We start from the raw sequence: 22,889 nt of genomic DNA on the forward strand, positions 1-22,889 counted from the left end.
AGAGGAGGGGATTAATAGCGAAGGCTTTGTAAGCGCTTACCATTTATTGTGGATCGCTCATTTGAAGGAGGACGTTAGATGCGAATACCGTGGAGTTTAGGCAAAATGAATCTAAGGATCGTCTTGTTGTTATTCACTTCGTTAGTGATAAGTACACTGTTTGCAGTGACAAACAACGCACAGGCAGACACGAGTCGGGAGCAGATTTCATTGAATGGGGTGTGGGACTTTTATCCCAATGGCGGCGCAACCCGCTACGATATTACGGTCCCTTCCTATTGGGATACATCTGCTGGCTTTGGGTACCCAACATCATGGAATACACTGAATTATGGAGTGTATAAAAGGAATTTCACGGTGCCCTCATCAATGACAGGGAAGGAAATCTTCCTAGACCTCGAGAATATCGGCCCGCTGTCCAAAGTGTTCGTTAACGGCACACAACTAGCGACAGAAACAGACGGTTACTTGATGACGAGATTGCCGTATAAGCTGGATATCACACCTCTCGCTATTGTTGGGGGGACGAATACGTTAGAAGTACGAGTGTGGGGGTACTATGCGCTGCCAGCCGATGCTAAGGATGCAAGTGGAAAATCCCTATATCCCATTGGTGTGGACAATCAAAGCTGGGGGCAAGGTCGCGGGATCAACGATGACGTAGCGTTAGTGGCGTATCCCAAAGTATTTGTTTCAGATACATTCGTCATCACCGATTTGAAAAATAACACGTCACCTTCCGACGACGAAATAACGGTGAAAACGACGGTGACGAACACGACAGCGATCAGCCAAACGGTCACAGTCAAAAATAGCGCTCAGCTCGTTGGCGGAAGTACAGAGAAAACTTTCTCTGACCAAACCGTGACGGTGGCAGCCAATAGTTCGCAAACGGTGACATGGTCTGCTGTATCTTGGACGAATGCGAAATATTGGTGGACGCACGACCCTAAGCTGTACAATTTGAACACAAGTCTTACTCAAAGTGCGGTCACGATCGATAGCTTGGCAACACGATTTGGATTTAGACAATTTGCTGTAAACACGAATTACTATCAGCTCAATGGTATTAAAACGAATCTCCGCGGAGATGCGCTGCAGTTCAACTGGGCAACGGGTAGTGGACACGGGGCAGCATATAGCTCATCGCAATCGTATGCGAATGCGAGCATTGCCGAGGTTAAACTAACCATGGATGAATGGAAAACCACCTACAATGTTGCGCGAACGCACATTCACGGAGGGATCAAGCAAGTATACGACTATGCGGATGAAATCGGCTTACTTCTCATAGATGAGACGCCTTACTGGCAGTATCACAGTGTGCATAGTTATACAACTGATGCAATGGATCACATTACGAAATGGGTTAAACAATGGGTGAATGCGAGGAAGAATCATGCAAGTATTGTGATCTGGAGCGGTGGAAATGAAAATTGGAGTTCAACGAGCAACAATACGACAATTCTGCATCCAACCATTGCAGCGGCAATCACATCGATTGATACATCGAAACCAATTATTCAGGATGACTTTACAACGGCAGATCAAGAGAATCATCACTATACGGGCGGTTACCAAATAGGCTGGTTGAACAATAGCACGATGTATGGACTGTACACGAATAACAGTACGAAACCCAAAGGTGAAGGGGAAGCATACACACCTTCGGGTGGGTGGCCGACACTCAATGCGAATGGGACGTATAACGCAACGTTGGCGAAAGATATTTTGAACGATAATGTCGTTTCACAAGCCGTTTGGCACCGTGCGGCTGATCGGATGACAAGAGCGATGAGATATGCGGGCTTTGCAGACATTCGCTATTATGCCAATTGGATCTATGCTTATGAAGTGACGGAGGATACTTTGTATCCGACGTGGTCGGATATGACGGCACCTGGATTGAAGCCGGTAGCAATTAGTCGACCTGTTTTTAACGCGTATGATCCAGCGAAACCAACCTTTATCAAATCAGACTCGTATGAGTACACACAAGATACGTATTCGCCGGTTGCTGCTTTTGACAAGGATGGAGATAAGAATAATTTAATAGGTGTTGCACCTATCGTATTTACGGGCGGTACGGCAACGAATCGGACCATTATTGTCTATAACGATGAACAGCGGGACGGAACGAGCGTGGATGTGATTTGGGAAGCGGGATACTTGAATCCGGTGAATGGTACTTACACGAGTTTCCAAACGGGTACGTTTAATGTCTCGGTTCCGTATGGCAACAAAGTGGAGCAAGCGATTTCCTTTACGCCACCTTCTGGTGTTTCTGCGCAATGGCTGCAATTGAAATTGACAGCCAAAAAGGGAACGATAACCAAATTCCAAGAAACGAATCAGCTTGGGGCATTGGGAAGCATCCCTGCAGCCAAAATAGACGTGCCAGCCAGTATCAACGTTGGGACGAAAAACGTAATCAACAGCTCACAAAAGCACAAATTGAAGATCGTCAATAAAGGCGGTGGTTTGAGTGCGAATTGGACCGTTAGCGGTCAAGGCGATTGGCTTGCGCTTTCGCAATCCGCAGGGAATTTGCGAGGGGAGCGGGAGATCTATTTTACAATTAATACGTTCGGTTTGTCACCAAATTCAAATTACTCCAAGACCTTAACGTTCAGTGAAGCAGGCGGTTCGTCGGATACGGTTACGATTAGTTTCCAAACAGACGACACTCCTGGCATGACGAGCACCGATTCGATCGTACTTCTGAGTGATGACTTCGAGTCTGGTACAGCAGCAGGGTGGTCGACAACAAGTGGAACGTGGGGCGTCGTTACGGATGGCACGAAGGTATATAACCAATTGAATACAACGATTGGTGGAGCTACTGCTTTTATCGGTGATAGTACTTGGCAGCATTATGCGGTGTCTACAAAACTCAAAGTGGATGCGTTCGATGCGGGGAATTATGCCGGAGTTGGCGTAGCGGCTCGGTACGTGGATAGCAGCAATTACTATACCTTTATGTATTATAAGCTGACGAATATGTTGAAAATTACCAAGATTTCCGCTGGCGTTGCTTCGGATGTCGTTACGACACCTTTTACATTCAACATAGGCACTTGGTATGACTTCAAAGCTGTCGTGAACGGGTCCACTCTAGAGCTATGGGTGAATGGGACGAAGCAGCTAACCGGGACGGATACAACGCTTAATTCAGGCAAAATCGGGATGTACGCTCATCGGGCAAATGCCAAATTTGATAATGTGAGCGTGGCGCCTATTTTCGGCGATGATTATGAGTCGGGTTCAGCCTCAAGCTGGGCAACAACAGGTGGCACCTGGAGCGTTGTTACCGATGGGACGAAGGTGTATAACCAGTCGAACAATGCAGCTGCCAATATCAACGCGTATTCCGGATTGAGCACTTGGCAGAACTATACGGTTGCGGCAAAAGTCAAAGCTGACAGCTTCGATGCCAACAATCAAGCTGGTATTGGTCTCGTTGCACGTCGCGTGGATGCGAACAATTACTATACCTTCATGTACTATAAATCCACGAATAGTCTGAAGATCCTGAAAGTCGTCGGAGGTACGACTACCGATCTCGTCACCGTGCCTTTCACGTTCACCTTAGGAACTTGGTATGACTTCAAAGCTGTGGTGAATGGCAGCACGCTAGAGTTCTGGGTGAACGGAATTAAACTGCTGACGACGACAGATACGAGTTTCACCTCGGGACAACTTGGACTTTACTCGCATCGGGCGAGCAGCAAATATGATAATGTGAGTATTTACTAAAAGTAGCTAGGAGAGCCGCTTCTTCCCTTTTGCGGGGTAGGAGGGGCTCTTTTTCGCCCAAAAATCTGAAAACAGCACGCAAAGAGTTACAAAGTTTCCAAACCGAGAATAGACTACTGTAATACAAGGCCATACGGACAGGAGGCATGTTATGAGTGACAGAACCCTTTATCTATTCGATGGCATCAATAAGACCTCTGTAAAACTGATTGTTGAGCAAATTATGAAACTTAATCAATTTGATGACGACAAAGATAAGAAGGAAAAGGATTATAAACGCCTGCCGATCGACCTGATCATAAATAGTAACGGAGGCAGTGTATACGATGGCTTTGGTCTTATTAATGTGATTGAGAACAGTAAAACACCCGTTCACACCTATGTGTACGGACTAGCGGCAAGTATGAGTTTGCTGATCGCAGTTAGCGGGCACAAAAGGCACGCAGGTCGACTGAGTACCTTTATGTATCACTCCGTTTCCACACATATTGATGGTCATTTGGAGCATTTGAAGAATCGAGTGGATGAAACGCAGAGGCTGCAGAATATCTATGATGAATGTATTTTGTCCAAAACGAATCTGCAAGCGGAGGAGCTGGCTCGTGTGAAGGAACATCAACGGAACTGGTACATGAGTCCAGAAGAGGCGTTAACCTATGGCATCATCGATACGATCATTTAGGCAAAGTGGGAGAGAAGCCCAAGGGATTCTCTTTTTTCTTTGTTTTTTCTGGGCATTTGGTGTTTAATTGAGAGATAGAGACATCGGGCGGCAACAACTGCTTCCGAATGAAAAGGAGAACCCTACTGTGTACAAAATTGTATTTTTTGATATTGATGGTACGTTAATTAATGAGGACAAGCAGGTGCCAGAGAGCACCGTTAAGGCGATTCACGATCTGAAAAAGAGCGGGATCGAACCCGTTATTGCAACCGGACGAGCACCTTATTTCATCAAGCCACTGGCGGAGTTACTTGGCATTGATTCCTATGTGTGCTTGAATGGCGGATATGCCGTCTACAAAGGCGAGCCTCTCTACCACCGCGTAATCGCTAAGAGTGCGATCGAAGCTCTAGTTGAGCTAGCTGCTGCTCATCAGCATTCACTCGTATTCGAGGGTCAGCATGCATTTGCAACAGATGCACAGGATCACCCATTTGTACAGAGCTCTGTATCCTCGTTAAAAGTTGATTTGCCAAGTTATGATCCGCATTTCTGGAAATCGAACGATATTTATCAAATTTTCCTGCACTGTGAAGCCAAAGATGAACATTTGTACGAGGGGTTGCTTTCAGATTTTAAGCTCATTCGTTGGCACGAACATGCGATGGATGTGTTGCCTGCAGGTGGTTCTAAGGCACAAGGCATAGCGGCGATGCTAGAGTTGGTCGGTTTGAAGCCGGAAGATGCGGTAGCCTTTGGTGATGGTTTGAATGATATGGAGATGCTTTCTTATGTCGGCTTCGGCATCGCCATGGGCAATTCGCATAAAGATTTATTGCCATACGCTGATCACGTGACTACACATGTGGATGAAGAAGGCGTACGGAACGGTCTTATCACAGCAGGACTACTTTAAGTCATTTTAAGAAAGAACGCTAATAAATAGGGTGAATAGGATGAAAATTGCTTTTTTTGATTCAGGTCTAGGTGGAATCACAGTTCTGAACGAAGCCATGAAGCGAATGCCTCAGGAAGATTTCGTTTATTTTGCCGATACCGCGCATGTTCCCTATGGTATGAAGTCGAAAGATGAGGTTCTAACCTTCGTCAAGCAATCCGTTGATACCATAATTCAAGAAGAAGTTAAGGCGCTTGTCATCGCCTGTAATACAGCAACAAGTATCGCGATCGCAGAGTTGCGGAGAATCCACCGGATTCCTATTATTGGAATGGAGCCAGCTGTTAAGCCAGCCGTAGAGATGAATCGTTCTTCAGGCAAAAGGGTGCTCGTATTCGCCACAAAGCTTACACTTCAGGAAGCGAAATATAGAGAACTCGTATCCCGCATCGATGATATGGGAATGGTAGATTCCGTACCGCTTCCGGAGTTGGTCCAATTTTGTGAAAATCTCATGATGGATGGTCCACAGATCGTTGATTATTTTAAAACCAAATTAGCTCCATTTGACCTGAGTACTTTTGGTACGGTTGTACTTGGCTGTACACATTATCCATTTTATCGTGGGATTTTGAGTCAAATCCTACCGAACCACATTCAAATTGTAGATGGAAGTATAGGGACTGTGAATCACTTAATGCAAGTGTTGCAGGACAGCAGCCAACTGCAGGGTACGGGGAACGGACATGTGAAATGGATGTGTTCCAGCTTAGATGACGCCTACATAAAGAAGATGGAAAAAGCGCTTGCCTTCCTTCATACGGTAAAATAAAAAGAAGCAGTTCATAACTAGAACTTCTAGTTACGAACTGCTTTTTCTTATTAGGAGCTATATGCGAATCTCTAGAAGCTCGTAGCTTATAATGCCCATGGGTGCATTCACACTAATGACATCGCCTACCGATTTATTCATGAGCGAGATGCCAAGCGGACTTTCATACGAAATTTTATTTTCGTTGACATTGGCTTCTTGAGAACCAACAATCTTGTACTCGATTTTTTCGGCGAATTCCACGTCATTCAATATGACGGTTGAGCCAACTTGTACCTTGGATGTACCCGTGTTCTTCACAACTTTGGCCTTCTTGAGCATCCGTTCAATCGTAAGAACGCGCGTTTCCATGAAAGACTGGTCGTTCTTGGCAGAATGATATTCGCTGTTTTCCTTAAGGTCACCGTAGGAGATAGCCAATTTGATACGTTCTGCTAATTCCTTACGCTTCACTGTTTTCAATTCTTCAAGTTCAAGCTCTAAACTGCGTAAACCCTCAGGGGTCAAAATGATTTCATCATTGGACAAAAGTAAAGCACCTCGTTTCATTCGATATTAGCTATACTACTAAAGTCTATGAGACAAGTAAAGCAATCGGCATAAGGAATTATTTGTGATGAACCCAATTAGGAAGATTTATGCTGCATGGATTTGCGAATGGAAGCCCCAAACATTTTAAGGATTGTTTGTCTCGGGAGGATCCGTGCGAGTAGTGCAGTGAAGGCATTATTGCCTCCATCAAGGACGAAAGATGAACGTTTGCCAAGTGCTTTTAATGCCGTTTCGACGACTTGTTCAGGTGTCCGCTTGCTCTTGGTTTCAACTTCCTTGGCCGTATCGAAGAACTTCGTATCTGTAGGACCTGGACACAATGCTAGAAGCTGGATACCCTTGTGACGATATTCTTCCCATAAGGATTCGGTAAAAGAAAGGACGAAAGCTTTGGTTGCACTGTACACGGAGCAATACGGGAACGGGAAGAACGCTAATAAGGAGGCTACATTGATGATGGCGCCTTCGCCTTTTTGAACCATGGCAGGCAAATAGAAATGGGTTAGATCCACAACAGCGGCAATGTTTAATGTGATCTGTTGTTGATATTTGTCAGTGGGATGGGCTAGAAACTCGCCACTTAAACCAAAGCCAGCATTGTTAATGAGCAGGCCTATATGCCGACCAAGCTGCTCAGTTTGCTTGAATACTTCAGCCGACGCATTTGCGCTTGTTAAGTCAATGGCGATCACGTCCACTTCAATCGCGTATGTCCGGGACAACTCGTTGGCTAGTTCATCTAATTTGGCTTTGGATCGGGCTACTAGAATGAGCGGATGCCCTTTGGCAGCTAATTTACGAGCAAAGGCTTCACCTATTCCCGAGGATGCACCTGTAATTAAAACCGTAGCTGACATATGAAAATTCCTCCCGCAATTTTATAATATAACCAAATAAAGGTGAGAATACCTTTTAATTGATAGACAACAAATTCTTCAGCTACTATACTAACATAACGTGGCAGTGATTTCTGCGTTATTTGTCGAAATTTTATCGCAAATTTTTTTTGCGCAGAATTGTAATGTCCAGCATACAAAATGAGAAAGTGTGACAACTTCATGAGAATAAACAGAAGAGTTATTTATATCACTTTTATAATTGTTATTTTGTTATTAATTACGAACAATAGCTCCTATTATTGGTATGCGAAATCCATCTTAACGCAGGAAATGTCAGAGCAAATGGCAACGACAGCGAATCAAATTCGAACGTCGATTGAACAGTCAGAAGCGGGAGCATTCTTTGTGGAAGATATGATTGGGGAACAATTACGATCGGCCGCCATCTTTGCCAAAACGAAGCTGGATCCCGATATCGACAAAGTAACGAATGAACAACTTGTTCCCCTTGCTGCTGAAGCAGGTGTCGATGGATTTTCACTCATGAAGCGCAGCGGAATCGGCGATGATATCATGGTTGGTAAATCCTCTGATCCCAATGAACTTACGCTCACAAGCACAATTACGTTTGGGTATTGGTTTACCGCTTTTGACCAATTGATGAAATATCACAATGTTACGATACCTGAAGGGCAAAAACTTCCTAATTTCTGGGCGGGAATTTATGAAGTGCCTGCTTCAGGTACGAGCGATGTTAGTAAATTTGGCTATTATTACGACGGGGAAGCGAATTATATTATTTGTGTGTTTGTAAATGCAGGTAAAATTAAGAAGTTCAAGGATATTATTGGTGCGGATACGATTGTAAAAAAAACACTGACATCCAATCGGGATATTATAGAAATTTCCGGATTAAACGGGATCACATTCGGTACGAAGCCGAAGGAATATACGAGACCGAATGGCATTATGTATGTTTCCATGTATGACCGTCCTGTGCTTTTCGGTACACATAACATCATTCATGTGAATGATTTCACGAATTTCAAACATGCTATACAGGACGAAAAGCCAGTGAGTGTGGTTGAAAGCTATAAGGGAAAACCGATTCTAAAGACATTTGTGTATGTGCCAATTAAAGAGAGAGTAACGGATGTTCAGCGAGAAATCCCTTATGTGATAACCATTGTTTCGGACTACCAGTCCATACAGAAGACGTTAAATGACCAACTTATTCGTGTAGCTCTGATCATTGTTCTATTTACCGTATTCAGTTGTCTTCTTGTATTTCTTGTATTCCGATTCAATACGAAGTCGCGTGAAACAGCCGTTCAGTCGACACAAGAAATGTATATTCAAAATGTAGACCTTATGTTTGCAACGATTCGTAGTCAGCGACATGATTTCCTGAATCATGTTCAAACCCTCTATGCCTTATTGACCAATGGGGAAAAAGAGGATCAAATGCGCTATATGGAGGAATTAATTGAGGAAATTAATGAAGTCAATGATATTATTCGAATTGGACAGCCAGCTATCGCTGCATTAATCCAATCGAAAATAACACTTGCAATGCGCACCAAAGTAGCTTTCAGTTATGAATTCATAGGTCTGGATGGATTATCCCTTGGTGTGAAATCGGTTGATCTCGTGAAAATTATCGGGAATCTCATTGATAATGCCTTTGATGAAGCGAATAAATTCCCAGCAGAAGAGCGAGAGGTTTCTGTAAAAGGTTGGAAGGAATCGAACGCTGTGAAGATTTCAGTCAAGAATCGGGTGAATCCATCTTTTCATCTGGAAGACGACACGGATTTGTTCGCGATCGGCTATAGCACCAAATTAGAAGGTGGACATCAAGGGCTCGGTTTGCCAGTAGTTAAGGAACGTGTTGAGTACTATCGAGGAACGATTGAAGTTACATTGGAGGAAGGCTTTATTTGTTTTCAGCTATCGATTCCCATGCAATAGCAGAAATGAGAAAAATCGCGATTTGGTCAGCCAAATCAGCGATTTTTTTTGGTCTTATTTTGTAAATGAATAAGGCAGATATGGCAACACATAGTTCCAAAATGGAAGTACAAGACAGACAACGAGTAAAACCCAACGGAATACAGTTTCACTCGCGGAGCCGGTGTCGATTGCAATCCATTTGGGGAGCAGTCGGATTTTGAGCGTGATCGGCCAGAAGAGTTGGACACCACGATCATTCAGTAGGTCGATTAAGGGATGGGAAGCGTACGCAAGGATGAATACCCAGAAATATAAAGGCGGCAGATGTAAGCATATCATCGCGAGCAGCGCCATAAAAAGCAAAGAATGCGTCAATGTTCGATGTTTGATTTTTAAAACATGAAGCAAGGCAGACAAAGGAAAGAGAACCTTGGCCATGGTGGAACCTGGTTTATCTACATCGGCTAAGGTGCCTGCCAAACAACCGAGTAATAAAGAACCTGCAGCATCCCATGTAAAGAAACTGATGTCGCCTTGAATAAGTACGATTTCGGCTGCAATCATTCCAGCGATACTGTGTGTTTTTTGTAGCATAATAAGCGCCTTCCTATCTATAAGTTCATATAACTTTATACTATTCGAGTTATACATGGAAATTAAGGGTATCGCAATACAAAAGAGAGATTGTCGTATATCACCTATATAAATGTCTGAATACACCTTACAAACAAGAGGGTGGATATTCTACAATAAGTCATAAAGATGCAATAAATAAGGAAGCACATCTCACACGACAGCTCGTGTATCTAGGAGGAGAAACCTATGAGTTTCATTCGTATTTCAGCTTTGCTTTGTGAATACCAAGTTAATCCAATCGGATTGGATACGGCTCAACCACGCTTTACTTGGCAGCTTGAAGCTGACACTAACGCTACCGTGCAATCAGCATATCAGATTCAGGTAAGCATGCATCCAAGTGATTTTGAACCAGCGAGCTTGGTTTGGGATACGGCCCGTATCGCTTCAGATCAATCTGTGCTTGTTGCCTATGCTGGCCTTGAGCTGCAGCCGCGCACTCGGTATTTCTATCGGGTGAAGGTATGGAACCAATCCGGTTTGGCTTCGCCATGGAGTGAAATCGCTTACTGGGAAATGGGACAGCTTCAAGTATCGGATTGGCAAGCGGCGTGGATTACGCCAGATCCTTCACATATAGACCCGGATGCGGAAGAAGCCTATTATCTTCGGAAAACCTTCCAAGTAAACGGGCAGATTCGCAAGGCGACGATTTATGCGACAAGCCACGGTGTATATGAGCTGGAGCTTGATGGTACGAGAGTTGGCGATTGGGAGTTGACGCCAGGCTGGACCAGCTACAAGCACCGTCTGCAGGTTCAGAGCTACGATGTTACGAGCAGTCTGGTCTCAGGGACGCAACACACGATTGGCGCTGCGTTAGCGAATGGGTGGTTCAAAGGCAACCTCGCGTGGAAGCATCAGCGGAATGTTTTTGGAAGCGTACGGGCACTGCTCATGCAAATGCATATCGTTTATGAGGACGGTACCGAAGAGATTATCGGCAGCGATTCCTCCTGGCGAGCATCACTTGGGCCAGTCCGTATGTCAGAGCTATATCATGGCGAAATCTACGATGCGGGGTTAGAGCTTTCGGGTTGGAGTCTGCCAAGTTATGATGACCAAGATTGGGTTCCGAGTGTTGAGCTCGATTATGGCAAGGAAACATTGGTGATGCAAGAGAATGAACCCTCCCGTGTGACGGAACAGTTGCAGCCTGTCGCTGTCATTGAAACCCCGTCAGGGGAAACGGTGCTTGATTTTGGTCAAAATATGGTGGGAAAAGTACAGATGCAATTAAATCTGCCCGTGGGTACACGCATTGAGCTGCTGCATGCAGAAGTGCTTGATGCACAAGGGAATTTCTATATTGGCAATTTGAGGGCAGCAAAGCAATCGGTTACCTACGTGTGTAGTGGGAAAGGAAAAGAGTCTTATGCACCGCATTTCTCCTTCCAAGGCTTCCGTTACGTCAAAGTGATGGGATGGCCACAGGATATTGCATTTGATGCTGCGTGTTTTACAGGGTTGGTTATCCACACCGATATGGTTGCGAAGGGAACCTTTGAATGCTCGCATGCACTTCTGAATCAGCTGCAGCGCAATATTGTTTGGGGGCAGCGAGGTAATTTCCTCGATGTGCCTACCGATTGTCCGCAGCGTGATGAAAGGTTAGGCTGGACAGGGGATGCGCAGGTGTTCATTCGAACAGCAGCTTTCAATTACGATGTGGCACTCTTTTTCAGCAAATGGTTGCGAGATCTGAAAGCGGATCAACGTGAGGATGGAGGCGTACCCTTCGTCATTCCGCATGTACTTTATGAGAAAGATCATTCTTCTGCAGCTTGGGGAGATGCGGCGGTGATTTGCCCATGGACACTTTATCAGGTTTATGGGGATCAACGCGTCCTGGAAGAACAGTATGACAGTATGAAAGGTTGGATTACTTACATCCGTGAGCAAGGTGAGAATGAATACTTGTGGCAAACGGGTTTCCACTTCGGTGATTGGCTCGGACTGGACGCCAAAGAGGGCAGTTATATCGGGGCAACGCCGAAAGATTTAATTGCAACATGCTTCTATGCGTATTCGACTTCGCTTTTTGTCAAAACAGCAGAAGTCCTAGGACGGGAAGAAGATGTCGCTGAATACACAGCGCTCTATGAGAATATTGTTGAAGCATTTACAGCGGAATTTGTGACACCAAGCGGCCGATTAGCAGGACACACGCAGACTGCTCATGTGCTTCCGTTGATGTTCGGACTTGTGAAAGGAAGCGTTAGGGAACGCTTAGCAGCGACCCTTGCTCAGTATGTCAAAGAGCAAAATTACCATCTCACGACAGGCTTCGTCGGCACACCATATCTATGTCATGTACTTACAGAGAATGGCTATCATGATGTGGCAGTCAAGCTTGTTATGCAAGAGGATTATCCTTCCTGGTTGTACACGATTCATAAAGGGGCTACCACGATTTGGGAACACTGGGATGGTATCAAACCGGATGGTACGTTCTGGAGTGATGATATGAATTCCTATAATCACTACGCATACGGTGCAATTGGCGATTGGTTGTATAGGAAAGTAGCTGGTTTGGATTCCGACGACCAGCAGCCAGGGTATAAACGGATGAGCTTCCGACCTCGGACGGATTCTGGTCTTACGTATGCCAAAGCATCCCTCATCACGAATTATGGGGAGGTTCGCAGTGAATGGGTCATCGAAGATGAAGGTGCTATCAGTTATACGTTCCAGCTCCCACCAAACACTAGTGCAGAGGTCGTCTTAGCTGGAACGACTCTTTCGGAAGTGACATGTCATGGTCAAAAATTAAATACTATACCAGGCATTTTAGGTGCTCGGGAAGTTGATGGAGATGTAAGGATTGAGCTTGGCTCAGGAATCTATCAATTTCAAGATCAACGTACCAACTCCTTATCTTTGTCATTCTAAGTTTATCGAGTATAATAGACGTAACAAAGGTTCTTAGAGGGAGAGTTACAGATGGCTGTCGTCAACGCAATGGAAACCGTGGTTAAGCAGTTGTTCGAAGAATTCCGGAAGAACTATGAATTGAAGTGTGATTGTTTAACGTGCCAAGATGATATATTGGCAATCGCGCTGAACAAGCTTCCACCACGTTATACTTCCAGTGACAAGGGACATCTATTTGTAAAAGGTGAATTCACGAATCAACAGTTGCGCTCTGACGTCATGCGAGAATTAATGGAAGCATCAAGCATTGTTGAACATCATCAGCATCATCGCGAGTAAATGCAAGTTAGGCCAACGCCGCTATCTCCGTTCAGACGGAGGTGGCGGCGTTTTTGATTTGGGGTGAATACGCGGCACAGTAACCCTACATCACAGCTTAGACTCACTCACTATCTCAACATAGTTCTTACGCACTATCATGCGCGAACCCACGCCGCAAACCCATTTATCATGCCTCCCTGAATGCAAACAAAATTACATAATATAGAAAAAAAAGATGTATGAGATGCAAAAAAAAATGCGCTGTTTTTTCACGCACTTCAAGCTAAGATAGAAATAGGAATTTCCAAATAAATGAAAATTAGGAGGGGTTCATGTGAAATCAGAGCAGTTTAATGGCATTTTTGATTCGGTGTTAACGGATGTTGTACAACAATCTTATGGCAATATATGCTTGCCCTCCGATGAACAAATCCAACAATCGATGAAGAAAATGATGTCGATGTTAGAAGAAAACCCGAAATGGTTGTTGCACAATGAATGATCGCGATAATTTGAAAGCCATCTCCAATGACACGCTTGTTGATGCCTATATAAATGCAAGCCGGATGAAGCTGAGTAAGGAATTTCTCATGTTTTTACTTTTAGAAATTCAAGCTAGACAGATTAGTTTATTCCGAGAAAATAGTTTAGAAAGCACAAGCTAATGTTCATCCCAAGTGGTGAGTTTAAAAAAAGGTATGAATCCTTTACAATGTAACGGACAGGAAACTCCTGACGTTGCATGGTAGGGGATTTTTTTGTTTTCGCTAAAGGGAGGGCATTCATGCATATACTTCAGAAGTTGATTCCAACAACACATTGGTTCCGCAACCAACGCATTCGATATAAAATCATTCTCATTTATTTTCCACTGATCTTCGTGCCCTTATTTGTACTGGGTTTCGTTTCGAACCAGGTGTATACGAACGCCATCGTCAAAAAAACGATCAAAAACGTGTCGGACAACTCCTCCCTCATCATTACCCGCATCACAGGCATGTTAACGAACGTAGAGAGCTGCGCAAATATGCTAACGATCAATCTTAATAAGGTGATCGTAGAAGATCCCCAATCCTTAGCTGCACCAGAAACTAGCCTGCAAATGTACACGCAAATCACGAATCAGCTGAGCTTTGCCTTGCTCGTTTTCCCTGATGTGCAGTCAGCGGCATTCATTGATACGAATAATCGAGTCTATGGCTCGAATGTACTCATGGAGCGGAATCGGGAGTGGATACCCTCAAGTTCCATGCTCAAACAAATTGATGCATCGAGCGGGAATAACATTTGGTTCCCCATGCAGCGCAGGGATTATTTAACGAATGGCTCCCAAGAAACGGTGATGACGTTAGGCAAGCGGATTGTAAACATCTATACAGGACAGAAGCTTGGCCTGCTTGTGCTAAATATCAAGGAAAGCTCCTTATCAGCAATTTATCAGAAAATCGGTTCGATCCAAGATGGCAGCTACTTTATTGTGGATAATGAAGGTGTTGTTACCTCTTCGCAGCATCCAGAGGATGTGCTCCAAGAAGTGGCGATTCCTGAGATGAAGCGTTGGATTACATCAAGTAAGCATGCGTCCGAGCCGACTTCTTTTGAATATGAGAAAACACTCGTTGTAAGCTCCGATGTCCCTAGCTTTGGATGGAAATTAATTTCGATGGCACCACTAGCTTCATTAACGGCGGATACGCGCAAAATTACGTTACTCATCGTTCTGCTGGGAATTGTCTGCCTCTTTTTTGCCCTTCTTGGCGCAGGAATGCTCTCCCAATTGATTGCCAAGCCCATAATGGGGCTCACGAAATACATGAAGAAGGTTAAGGAAGGCAGCTTAGATATCGAATTCCAAGTAAATTCTGAAGATGAAATCGGGATGCTGTCTTCTGGCTTTAATGCGATGATTCGGCGGATTCAAGAGCTTTTGACCAACATTAATTGGGAGCAAAAGAAGAAGCGGGAATACGAGCTTGCCCTGATTCAAGCGCAGATTAAGCCGCATTTCCTCTATAATACGTTGGATGTCATCTATACCTTGTCAGAAATGGGACGAACCCGCGATGTGCAGCGGACAACGAAAGCACTGGCTGATTTCTATCGTGCTGCACTAAGTAAAGGCCGCGAAACCATCACGATTGAAGAAGAAATTCGCAACGTGAAGGACTATTTAGCTATTCAACGGATCCGATATTCCGATGTATTTACCTATGAATTTGATATTCATAACGATGTGCTAATCGGTCAAATTCCGAAACTCACCATACAGCCGCTTATCGAAAATGCCATATATCACGGGCTCAAAACGAAAGGAAGTCTTGGACTTCTCAAGGTAACAGGCGAAATTGTTGATGCCAAAATAAAAATCATCGTCGCCGATGATGGTGTGGGTATGGATTCAGAGCGGCTCGAGGCGATCGTGAAAAAGACGGAATCTCCGCAAGAGGCCGTGGGATATGGCTTCAAAAACGTGAACGACCGTATCCAATTGTACTATGGGGATGAATATGGCTTACAAATTACAAGTGAACAAGGACAAGGCACGGAAGTTACACTATGGTTGCCTTTTCAAAGTGACGAGGAGTAGATAAGCATGCAGAAAATAGTAATCGTCGATGATGAATCGATTTTCCGAGAATATTTGCGTTCAGCATTAGACTGGGTGGCCTATGGCTTTGAAATTTGCGCGGAAGCGAAGAACGGGATCGAAGCCCTCGAGCAAGTTCAATTGCATCAGCCTGACATAGCGCTTGTAGATATAACAATGCCTTTCATGGATGGTTTGACCCTTACTGAGCAATTGAAGGAGCACTATCCAGCAACGAGTGTGGTTCTCATCACGGGACATAATGAATTTGATTATGCACGCAAAGCGCTGAAGCTCGGTGTAGAGGATTATATCCTCAAGCCATTTTCCAAGGATGAACTCATCCTAACACTGTTAAAACTGCAGAAAGAACACGAAAAAGCGCGGGAAGAAAGATCCACCCTCAAGGAAAATCAGCAAATGATGAAAGAAAGTTACTTGAACCATTTGCTTAGCAGTGACTATCATCATTCTCCAGAGGAAACAACTCAGAAGCTCCAACAACTCGGGGAGTCTTTCGCCTCCTCCTTGTTTGTGGTTGCGTGCATTGAGATTGACCATATGGATGTCAAGTGGAATCAAGTGAGCGAGCGCTTATTGTGGAAATATGCGGTTACGAACATTCTCAATGAAGCGTTAGAGGAGACGGGGCATCACCTTATTTTCAACGGGGCAGAAGGGCGGATTATTTGTCTAGTCGAGCATCAAGGGGGGAAGGAACTCGAGGTGCCTGCGTTAGAGGGATATGAGAAGCTCATTTTTCTGATCAAAAAGTACTTGAAATTCACGATCACCATTGGTGTTGGTCGGAGTCAGTCTGGCTACGGCGGAATTCGTACTTCTTACCTAGAAGCGTTAGAGGCTTTACAAAACAAATTCGTCTTAGGAAATGATCGCGTCATTGCGTACGGTTCCAGTGTGCTTGATTCTGGTAAGCAGGCGCTCTACCCGACGGAAGTCAACGAGGAGCTGCTCGTACTCTTGCGCATGCATAATACGGAGAAAGTAGAAGATAAGCTGGAAGAAGTTTTCCAATCTATTCGGGAGCAGCGCTTGTCTTTGGAGTATACCTATGTGATATCCATGGGACTCATCTCAGTTTGTTTATCCTATGTCACGGAGATGGGACATCCCATCGAGGATTGCTTTGGCGAAGCCTTTTACCCTTATAGTGAAATCAAGCGGTTGGGTTCAATCGAGAGCACATCGACATGGATCAAGGAGCTATTCGCTAAGGCGATTCAATATACGAACAAGCACAAGAAGACGAGATCGTCGAAAATTGCCCAATCAGCCAAAGAGTACATCGAGGGGAAATATATGGATTCGGAGCTCCAATTGGATCAGATTGCCCAGCAGGTGTTCATTAACCCAAGCTATTTGCGGGCGATATTTAAGAAGGAAATCGGCATGACTGTAACGGATTATGTGACGCATGTTCGTATGCATAAAGCGAAGGAACTACTTGGTAGGGGAAACATTCGATTGGCGGATATTGCGGAGCAGATTGGGGTCAATGACCCTAGTTATTTTAGCAAAAGCTTCAAGAAATTCTTCGGCTATTCGCCAAGTGAGTATGAGAATAATCGCATATAACGACTGCATACGAATGTGCGGATTTTACAAGAAGCCCTCAGTTATTCCATTATCACTGTGGGTTTTTGCCTCTATACTGAGGATGTAAAGAGGAGAAACGCACAAGAATTATTGGGAGGTCTACACATGAAAAAGATGGCAGTTACTCTCGTAAGCTTACTCGCGGCGACTAGCCTAGCAGCTTGCGGTTCCACAGAATCACCGAAAGAAACAACCAGCGCGGCCCCGGTGGCCACAGCTGCAGCAACGACAGCACCGGCTAAGGCGGATGCAAAGCCAGTAAAACTTAGAATATATGCCCAATATGCAGATGAAGATACGAAAACACCTTATGACTATGCGGTAGCTGAATTGAAAAAGGAAATGCCGAATGTCGAGCTAGAGCTAGATATCCAAGCACAAGATGATGGACAGAAGTTGAAGACGTATGCAGCGACGGGTAATCTTCCCGACATTTTTCAAGCGGGTCTAGATATTATCGACACGTTCAAAAAATCCAATAACATCCTGATGTTGGATGAGTACGTAACTAAGTTTGGCTTCAAGGACAAAATGCAGCCGAGCGCAATGAACACACTAGTGACGGATGATGGTCACACATACGCATTCCCGTATGCAGGAAATGAAGTAGCTCTCCTTTACTACAACAAAGATCTGTTCCAACAAAATGGCGTGAAAGTACCAACAACCTATGATGAAATGATGACAGCTGTTAAAACGTTCAATGCAAAAGGTGTGACACCGCTTTCCATTTTTGCCAAAGAGAAATGGCCTTGCGTAGCGCTGTATGACATGTTCGTAACACGAGCTGATCCAGGCGGTATTAACAAGTTGGATAAAGGAACGGCGAAAGCAGAAGACGCGGCGTACAAAACAGCTGCTGATAAAATCATTGAACTTGTGAAAGCAGGCATGTTGCCAAAAGGCGCAACCAACTTGAACTATGACCAAGCCGCGGCACTTTACCATGAAGGTAAAGCAGCCATGTTTATCAACGGTCAATGGGAAATTGAAGCCGCAACCAAAGCACTTGGTGACAAAGCTGGCTACATGTACTTGCCAGCAGCTGATGCAGCAGCCTATGAAAAAGGTAAAACTGCATTCAGTGGCAGCGGTGGTCCAGGTGGATATGCGGTATCCGCAAACACAAAGGATAAAGAGCTAGCAGCGAAAGTTGCCTCATTCATTTCCTTGAAATATGCCGAGTACAAGTTCACGAACCGCAGCAACCCGATCGTAGCAACAAAGGTAGACAAACCGATTGTGAAGCAGTTCCCTCCAATGATGGATCAACTTTCCAAGGATATACCGAAAATCACAAGCACAACCGCTTTCTCATGGGGCTTGTCCAATCCGAAATTCAAAGCAGCACTTGAAGATGCTACACAAAACCTAATGACAGGTAATTATACGTCTGATCAATTCGTCAAAGATTTGAATAAAGCAGCAGTAACAGCCAAATAAATGTGATTCTATGACAAGGAGACTCACCCTGGAATGCTCAAACCCAGAGTGAGTCTTCTACTCTACAAGGGAAGTGATGACATGCGCAAATTCATGGGAAATAAAGTAGCGATTATGCTGTTCACGCTGCCGGCTCTCCTTTTGTATACAGTGATCGTGTTTTATCCGATTTTACAAACCTTTTACCGCAGTACCTTCGAATGGGACGGCTTGAGTGAAGGCACGTTTATCTTTCTAGATAACTACACGCGATTGTTTCAAGATAGTATTTTCTATACGTCCCTCTATAACGGTCTTATGTTTGCAGGCATCTTAGCCGTTGTACAAATTGGGATCGGGTCTGTACTCGCTTTTGCCGTAGCAGAAGGCTTCAAAGGGAGTAAGCTTCTACGTATTTCCTACTTCATTCCGGTTGTACTTTCAATTACCGTCGTTTGTCAGCTCTGGTTGGCCATGTATAACAGCGAGTATGGGTTGATCAACAAGGTGTTTGAAGCGCTGGGCATCTCCTATCGTCAAGACTGGTTGACGAACAGTAAAACAGCGATCTTCGCGATTGCCTTCGTAAATGCTTGGCAGTACATGGGCTACCAGTTCGCGCTGCTTCTTGCGGCTGTGAAGTCTGTACCTGAACAGTACTTAGAGGCTGCCCGTATCGACGGCGCTTCCAAATTCAAAGCACATATGAAAATTACGATTCCGATGCTGGCTGAGACGTACAAATTTTGCTTAGTCCTCGCAATTACAGGTGGGTTGAACGCTTTTGCTAACATGTTTATCATGACAGGCGGAGGGCCAGGTAACTCCACCTACACGTTGACGTACCTGATGTACCGTTCTGCTTTCCGTGTTGGCGAATTCGGTTATGGCAGTGCGGCTGCAGCGTTCCTTGTTATTGAATGTTTGATCGTAACGTTAGCGATTAATAAACTTATCGCACGTGAACGTATTACCTTTTAAGCTAATGCTTACGAAGCCAGTTTTCTTACGAAAACTTTAAGGAGGATGACAGATGAACGGCTTACTCAAATTTCGCAAAAAAAATCCGCTCCTTGGCATCCTTTTATGGGTGTATGCGGGGTTGTCGGTGTATCCGTTATTGTGGATGATTTTCTATTCACTGAAAAATAACAATGAAATTTTCGTTACGAATCCTTTCGGAATTCCAACGCATTTTCGCTTCGAAAATTATGTGGACGCTTGGTCCAAATTTAATGTACCGCAGTACTTCAGCAACAGCCTGCTTGTGGCAGCCTGTACTGTCGTAGGGACGATTGTGCTCTCTGTAACGTTTTCCTATGCGGTAGCTCGCATGCAATGGCGTTTCAAGGAAGTCGCAAGAATCTATGTGGTCATCGGGATGTTCATTCCGGTACAAGTCATCATGATCCCATTGGCTATTCTTGTTCGTGATTTCCATTTAGCTAACACGTATGGTGCACTCATCGTTCCTTATATTGCATTTAATATTTCGTTCTCGAGCATGGTGTTCTATGGTTTCTTCCGATCGATCCCGGTCGAGCTTGAAGAGTCAGCCTGCATGGATGGAGCTAGCATCTATCGGACGTTTTACACCATTATTTTACCTATTATCAAGCCGGCAATGGCGACGATGGTCATTTTCGTCTTCTTATCCTCGTGGAATGAATTCACGATGGCCCTCATTTTAATTACGAAAGAATCGCTGAAAACCTTACCGCTCGGCTTACTTTTCTTCCAAGGCCAGTTTACAACGAACTGGGGGGCAATGGGGGCGGCGATGACAATAGCAAGCTTGCCAACGGTCTTAGTTTATATCCTATTCAGTGAGCAAGTTGAGAAAGCGATGACCGTAGGGTCAGCAGTGAAAGGTTAAATATGTAAAAAAAAGATGAAATGACCCCTTTTTGGGGTCATTTTTTGCATGAAAAGTGCTCATTTAACCATATATCAATTCCCCTTATAAGTCTCATAAGATGATTCTAATTGACCTATGGTGCGCACTATGATAGTTTTCAATGGAGAGTAAAAATAGTGCGAATTATAGCAAAGCTTATCAATACATGCTGATGAGGTGGATTTTGTTGGAACTTCAAGTCTTAAACAGTCCTTTTAACCAAGAGCAAGTTGAATTGCTCAACCGCGTCCTATCAACGTTAACGGATACTCAACGTATTTGGCTGAGTGGCTATCTAACAGCTCAACAGGGTTCGACAAATTCCGCGGCTGCACCTGTTACTACCGTGCCAACGGCTGTAGCTAGTCAACCTGTTATTTCCAAAGAAGTAACAGTACTATTCGGATCCCAAACAGGTAATTCTCATGGATTAGCTAAAAAGCTAGCGAAGAAGCTAGAAGAGCAATCGTTCCAAGTCACGCTTTCTTCCATGAGCGATTTCAAACCGAACAATTTGAAAAAGGTTCAAAACCTTCTGATGATCGTTAGTACGCATGGCGAAGGCGATCCACCGGATAATGCGATTTCATTCTACGAATTCCTTCATAGCAAAAGAGCACCTCAATTAGAAGAACTTCGTTATTCCGTTCTTTCCTTGGGTGATACGTCGTATGAATTCTTCTGTCAAACAGGTAAAGATTTTGATAAACGTTTGCAGGAGCTTGGTGCCAAATCATTAACTGAGCGTGTTGATTGTGATGTTGACTTTGATGAGCCGGCTGCAGCTTGGGTTTCTGGTGTGCTGGGTGCTTTAAATGCGGCATCAGCTACAGCTTCCGTTGGTGGTGCAGCAGCATCGACTGGGCATGCAGCTTCCGGAGAGTCGGAATACTCCAGAACGAACCCGTTCCAAGCAGAAGTGCTTGAGAACTTGAACTTAAATGGCCGCGGCTCCGATCGTGAAACGCGCCATGTGGAAATCTCTTTAGAAGGTTCCAATTTGCAATATGAACCAGGTGATAGCTTAGGGGTATTCCCAGAGAATCATCCTCGTCTTGTTAATGAACTGATTCAAGCGATGGACTGGAATGCTAGCACGCCAGTTCCTGTCAACAAAAATGGGGAAGAGCGTACGTTACAAGAAGCGCTTACTCGCAACTTCGAAATTACTGTACTGACGAAACCTTTGCTTGAGCAAGTGGCAAAGCTGACGTCAAACGATAAGCTCCAAGCGCTTGTTGCTGCTGGCAATGAAGCTGAGTTGAAATCGTACATCGCTGGCCGCGATTTATTAGATTTAGTGCAAGACTTCTCCTTACAAGGTGTGTCTGCTAGTCAATTCGTAGCCGTGCTTCGTAAACTGCCTGCTCGTTTGTATTCCATTGCTAGCTCATCCAAAGCTTCACCAGATGAAGTGCACATCACTGTACGTGCGGTTCGTTATGAAGCGAATGGCCGTAATCGTTATGGTGTTTGTTCCGTTCACTTGGCAGAGCGTGCACAGTCAGGTGCAGCGTTGCCGGTTTATATTCAGAGCAACCCGAATTTCAAGCTTCCTGAGAACCCAGAAACGCCAATTATTATGATTGGACCTGGTACTGGTGTAGCGCCATTCCGTTCTTTCCTTGCTGAGAGAGAAGAGACGGGTGCAGATGGTAAAACGTGGTTATTCTATGGAGATCAACACTTCGCTACAGATTTCTTGTACCAAGTTGAATGGCAGCGTTGGTTGAAAGACGGCGTTCTAACGAAATTAGACGTTGCTTTCTCCCGGGATACGGATCAAAAAGTATACGTACAGAACCGCATGTTAGAGAAAAGTCGCGAGCTGTATCAATGGCTGCAAGAAGGCGCTGTTGTCTATATTTGCGGAGACGAGAAGAAGATGGCACACGATGTGAATGCTGCGCTGCTCACGATTCTTGAGCAAGAAGGCGGATTAAATAACGAAGAAGCCGTGCAATATTTGGCTAATATGCAACAGCAAAAACGTTATCAACGGGATGTTTATTAAAACGGGATCCCCGCGATCGCGAGAGGA

At 44.6% G+C, this 22,889-nt stretch carries 18 protein-coding genes; 15 read left to right on the forward strand and 3 right to left on the reverse strand.

Annotated elements, in window-relative coordinates:
- Window positions 1-78: 78 nt before the first annotated feature.
- The 4 genes from ACSQ8O_RS16095 to murI all read left to right on the forward strand — a co-directional run bounded on the left by ACSQ8O_RS16095 (window position 79) and on the right by murI (window position 6,150).
- On the forward strand, window positions 79-3,756 hold the full coding sequence (locus ACSQ8O_RS16095) for a family 16 glycoside hydrolase (RefSeq protein ID WP_436242528.1): 3,678 nt from the start codon (window positions 79-81) through the stop codon (window positions 3,754-3,756).
- 151 nt (window positions 3,757-3,907) lie between these two features.
- The gene (locus ACSQ8O_RS16100) at window positions 3,908-4,438 is read left to right on the forward strand and encodes an ATP-dependent Clp protease proteolytic subunit (RefSeq protein ID WP_056610039.1); all 531 of its coding nucleotides are present in this window, start codon (window positions 3,908-3,910) and stop codon (window positions 4,436-4,438) included.
- A 127-nt stretch (window positions 4,439-4,565) separates the two neighbouring features.
- Window positions 4,566-5,336 carry a Cof-type HAD-IIB family hydrolase gene (locus tag ACSQ8O_RS16105; protein ID WP_436242529.1) on the forward strand — a complete coding sequence of 257 codons (771 nt, stop codon included), beginning with the start codon at window positions 4,566-4,568 and terminating at the stop codon, window positions 5,334-5,336.
- 40 nt (window positions 5,337-5,376) lie between these two features.
- Window positions 5,377-6,150: a glutamate racemase gene (murI, locus tag ACSQ8O_RS16110; protein WP_436242530.1), complete on the forward strand. Its 774-nt coding sequence runs from the start codon at window positions 5,377-5,379 to the stop codon at window positions 6,148-6,150.
- A 57-nt stretch (window positions 6,151-6,207) separates the two neighbouring features.
- Here murI and greA read toward each other — a convergent pair whose 3' ends face one another.
- Together greA and ACSQ8O_RS16120 are read right to left on the reverse strand one after the other, a co-directional pair.
- Complete coding sequence (gene greA / locus ACSQ8O_RS16115; protein WP_056610031.1) at window positions 6,208-6,678, reverse strand: transcription elongation factor GreA; 471 nt, start codon at window positions 6,676-6,678, stop codon at window positions 6,208-6,210.
- 98 nt (window positions 6,679-6,776) lie between these two features.
- Window positions 6,777-7,559, reverse strand: a complete 783-nt coding sequence (locus ACSQ8O_RS16120) for an SDR family NAD(P)-dependent oxidoreductase (RefSeq protein ID WP_436242531.1) — start codon at window positions 7,557-7,559, stop codon at window positions 6,777-6,779.
- Window positions 7,560-7,760: 201 nt separating this feature from the next.
- Here ACSQ8O_RS16120 and ACSQ8O_RS16125 point away from each other — a divergent pair, with 201 nt between their 5' ends.
- Window positions 7,761-9,512: a sensor histidine kinase gene (locus ACSQ8O_RS16125; protein WP_436242532.1), complete on the forward strand. Its 1,752-nt coding sequence runs from the start codon at window positions 7,761-7,763 to the stop codon at window positions 9,510-9,512.
- A gap of 54 nt (window positions 9,513-9,566) precedes the next feature.
- On the opposite strand, the gene ACSQ8O_RS16130 is transcribed toward ACSQ8O_RS16125, so the two are convergent.
- A complete protein-coding gene (locus ACSQ8O_RS16130) occupies window positions 9,567-10,088 on the reverse strand; it encodes a metal-dependent hydrolase (RefSeq protein ID WP_436242533.1) in 522 nt (173 codons plus the stop codon).
- Between the two features lie 228 nt (window positions 10,089-10,316).
- Between ACSQ8O_RS16130 and ACSQ8O_RS16135 the strand changes: the two genes are divergently transcribed.
- From ACSQ8O_RS16135 to ACSQ8O_RS16180, 10 genes are all read left to right on the forward strand, one after another.
- Window positions 10,317-13,022, forward strand: coding sequence for a family 78 glycoside hydrolase catalytic domain (locus tag ACSQ8O_RS16135; protein ID WP_436242534.1), 2,706 nt, complete (start codon window positions 10,317-10,319; stop codon window positions 13,020-13,022).
- 51 nt (window positions 13,023-13,073) lie between these two features.
- Window positions 13,074-13,343: a late competence development ComFB family protein gene (locus tag ACSQ8O_RS16140; protein ID WP_436242535.1), complete on the forward strand. Its 270-nt coding sequence runs from the start codon at window positions 13,074-13,076 to the stop codon at window positions 13,341-13,343.
- A 316-nt stretch (window positions 13,344-13,659) separates the two neighbouring features.
- Window positions 13,660-13,827, forward strand: a complete 168-nt coding sequence (locus ACSQ8O_RS16145) for a hypothetical protein (RefSeq protein WP_157256816.1) — start codon at window positions 13,660-13,662, stop codon at window positions 13,825-13,827.
- Window positions 13,820-13,990 carry a sporulation histidine kinase inhibitor Sda gene (gene sda / locus ACSQ8O_RS16150; protein ID WP_082595238.1) on the forward strand — a complete coding sequence of 57 codons (171 nt, stop codon included), beginning with the start codon at window positions 13,820-13,822 and terminating at the stop codon, window positions 13,988-13,990. The genes ACSQ8O_RS16145 and sda overlap by 8 nt, the downstream gene beginning before the upstream one ends.
- Window positions 13,991-14,109: 119 nt before the next feature.
- On the forward strand, window positions 14,110-15,912 hold the full coding sequence (locus ACSQ8O_RS16155; RefSeq protein ID WP_436242536.1) for a sensor histidine kinase: 1,803 nt from the start codon (window positions 14,110-14,112) through the stop codon (window positions 15,910-15,912).
- Window positions 15,913-15,918: 6 nt separating this feature from the next.
- Window positions 15,919-17,508: a response regulator gene (locus tag ACSQ8O_RS16160; RefSeq protein ID WP_436242537.1), complete on the forward strand. Its 1,590-nt coding sequence runs from the start codon at window positions 15,919-15,921 to the stop codon at window positions 17,506-17,508.
- Between the two features lie 126 nt (window positions 17,509-17,634).
- Window positions 17,635-18,972: an ABC transporter substrate-binding protein gene (locus tag ACSQ8O_RS16165; protein ID WP_436242538.1), complete on the forward strand. Its 1,338-nt coding sequence runs from the start codon at window positions 17,635-17,637 to the stop codon at window positions 18,970-18,972.
- Between the two features lie 33 nt (window positions 18,973-19,005).
- Window positions 19,006-19,932, forward strand: a complete 927-nt coding sequence (locus tag ACSQ8O_RS16170; protein WP_436242539.1) for a carbohydrate ABC transporter permease — start codon at window positions 19,006-19,008, stop codon at window positions 19,930-19,932.
- Between the two features lie 52 nt (window positions 19,933-19,984).
- The gene (locus tag ACSQ8O_RS16175; protein WP_436242540.1) at window positions 19,985-20,827 is read left to right on the forward strand and encodes a carbohydrate ABC transporter permease; all 843 of its coding nucleotides are present in this window, start codon (window positions 19,985-19,987) and stop codon (window positions 20,825-20,827) included.
- A 208-nt stretch (window positions 20,828-21,035) separates the two neighbouring features.
- Window positions 21,036-22,862 carry an assimilatory sulfite reductase (NADPH) flavoprotein subunit gene (locus ACSQ8O_RS16180; protein WP_436242541.1) on the forward strand — a complete coding sequence of 609 codons (1,827 nt, stop codon included), beginning with the start codon at window positions 21,036-21,038 and terminating at the stop codon, window positions 22,860-22,862.
- Window positions 22,863-22,889 lie beyond the last annotated feature (27 nt).

The sequence above is a fragment of the Paenibacillus sp. LjRoot56 genome (assembly GCF_964253335.1).
GTDB classification, from domain to species: Bacteria; Bacillota; Bacilli; order Paenibacillales; family NBRC-103111; genus Paenibacillus_E; species Paenibacillus_E allorhizoplanae.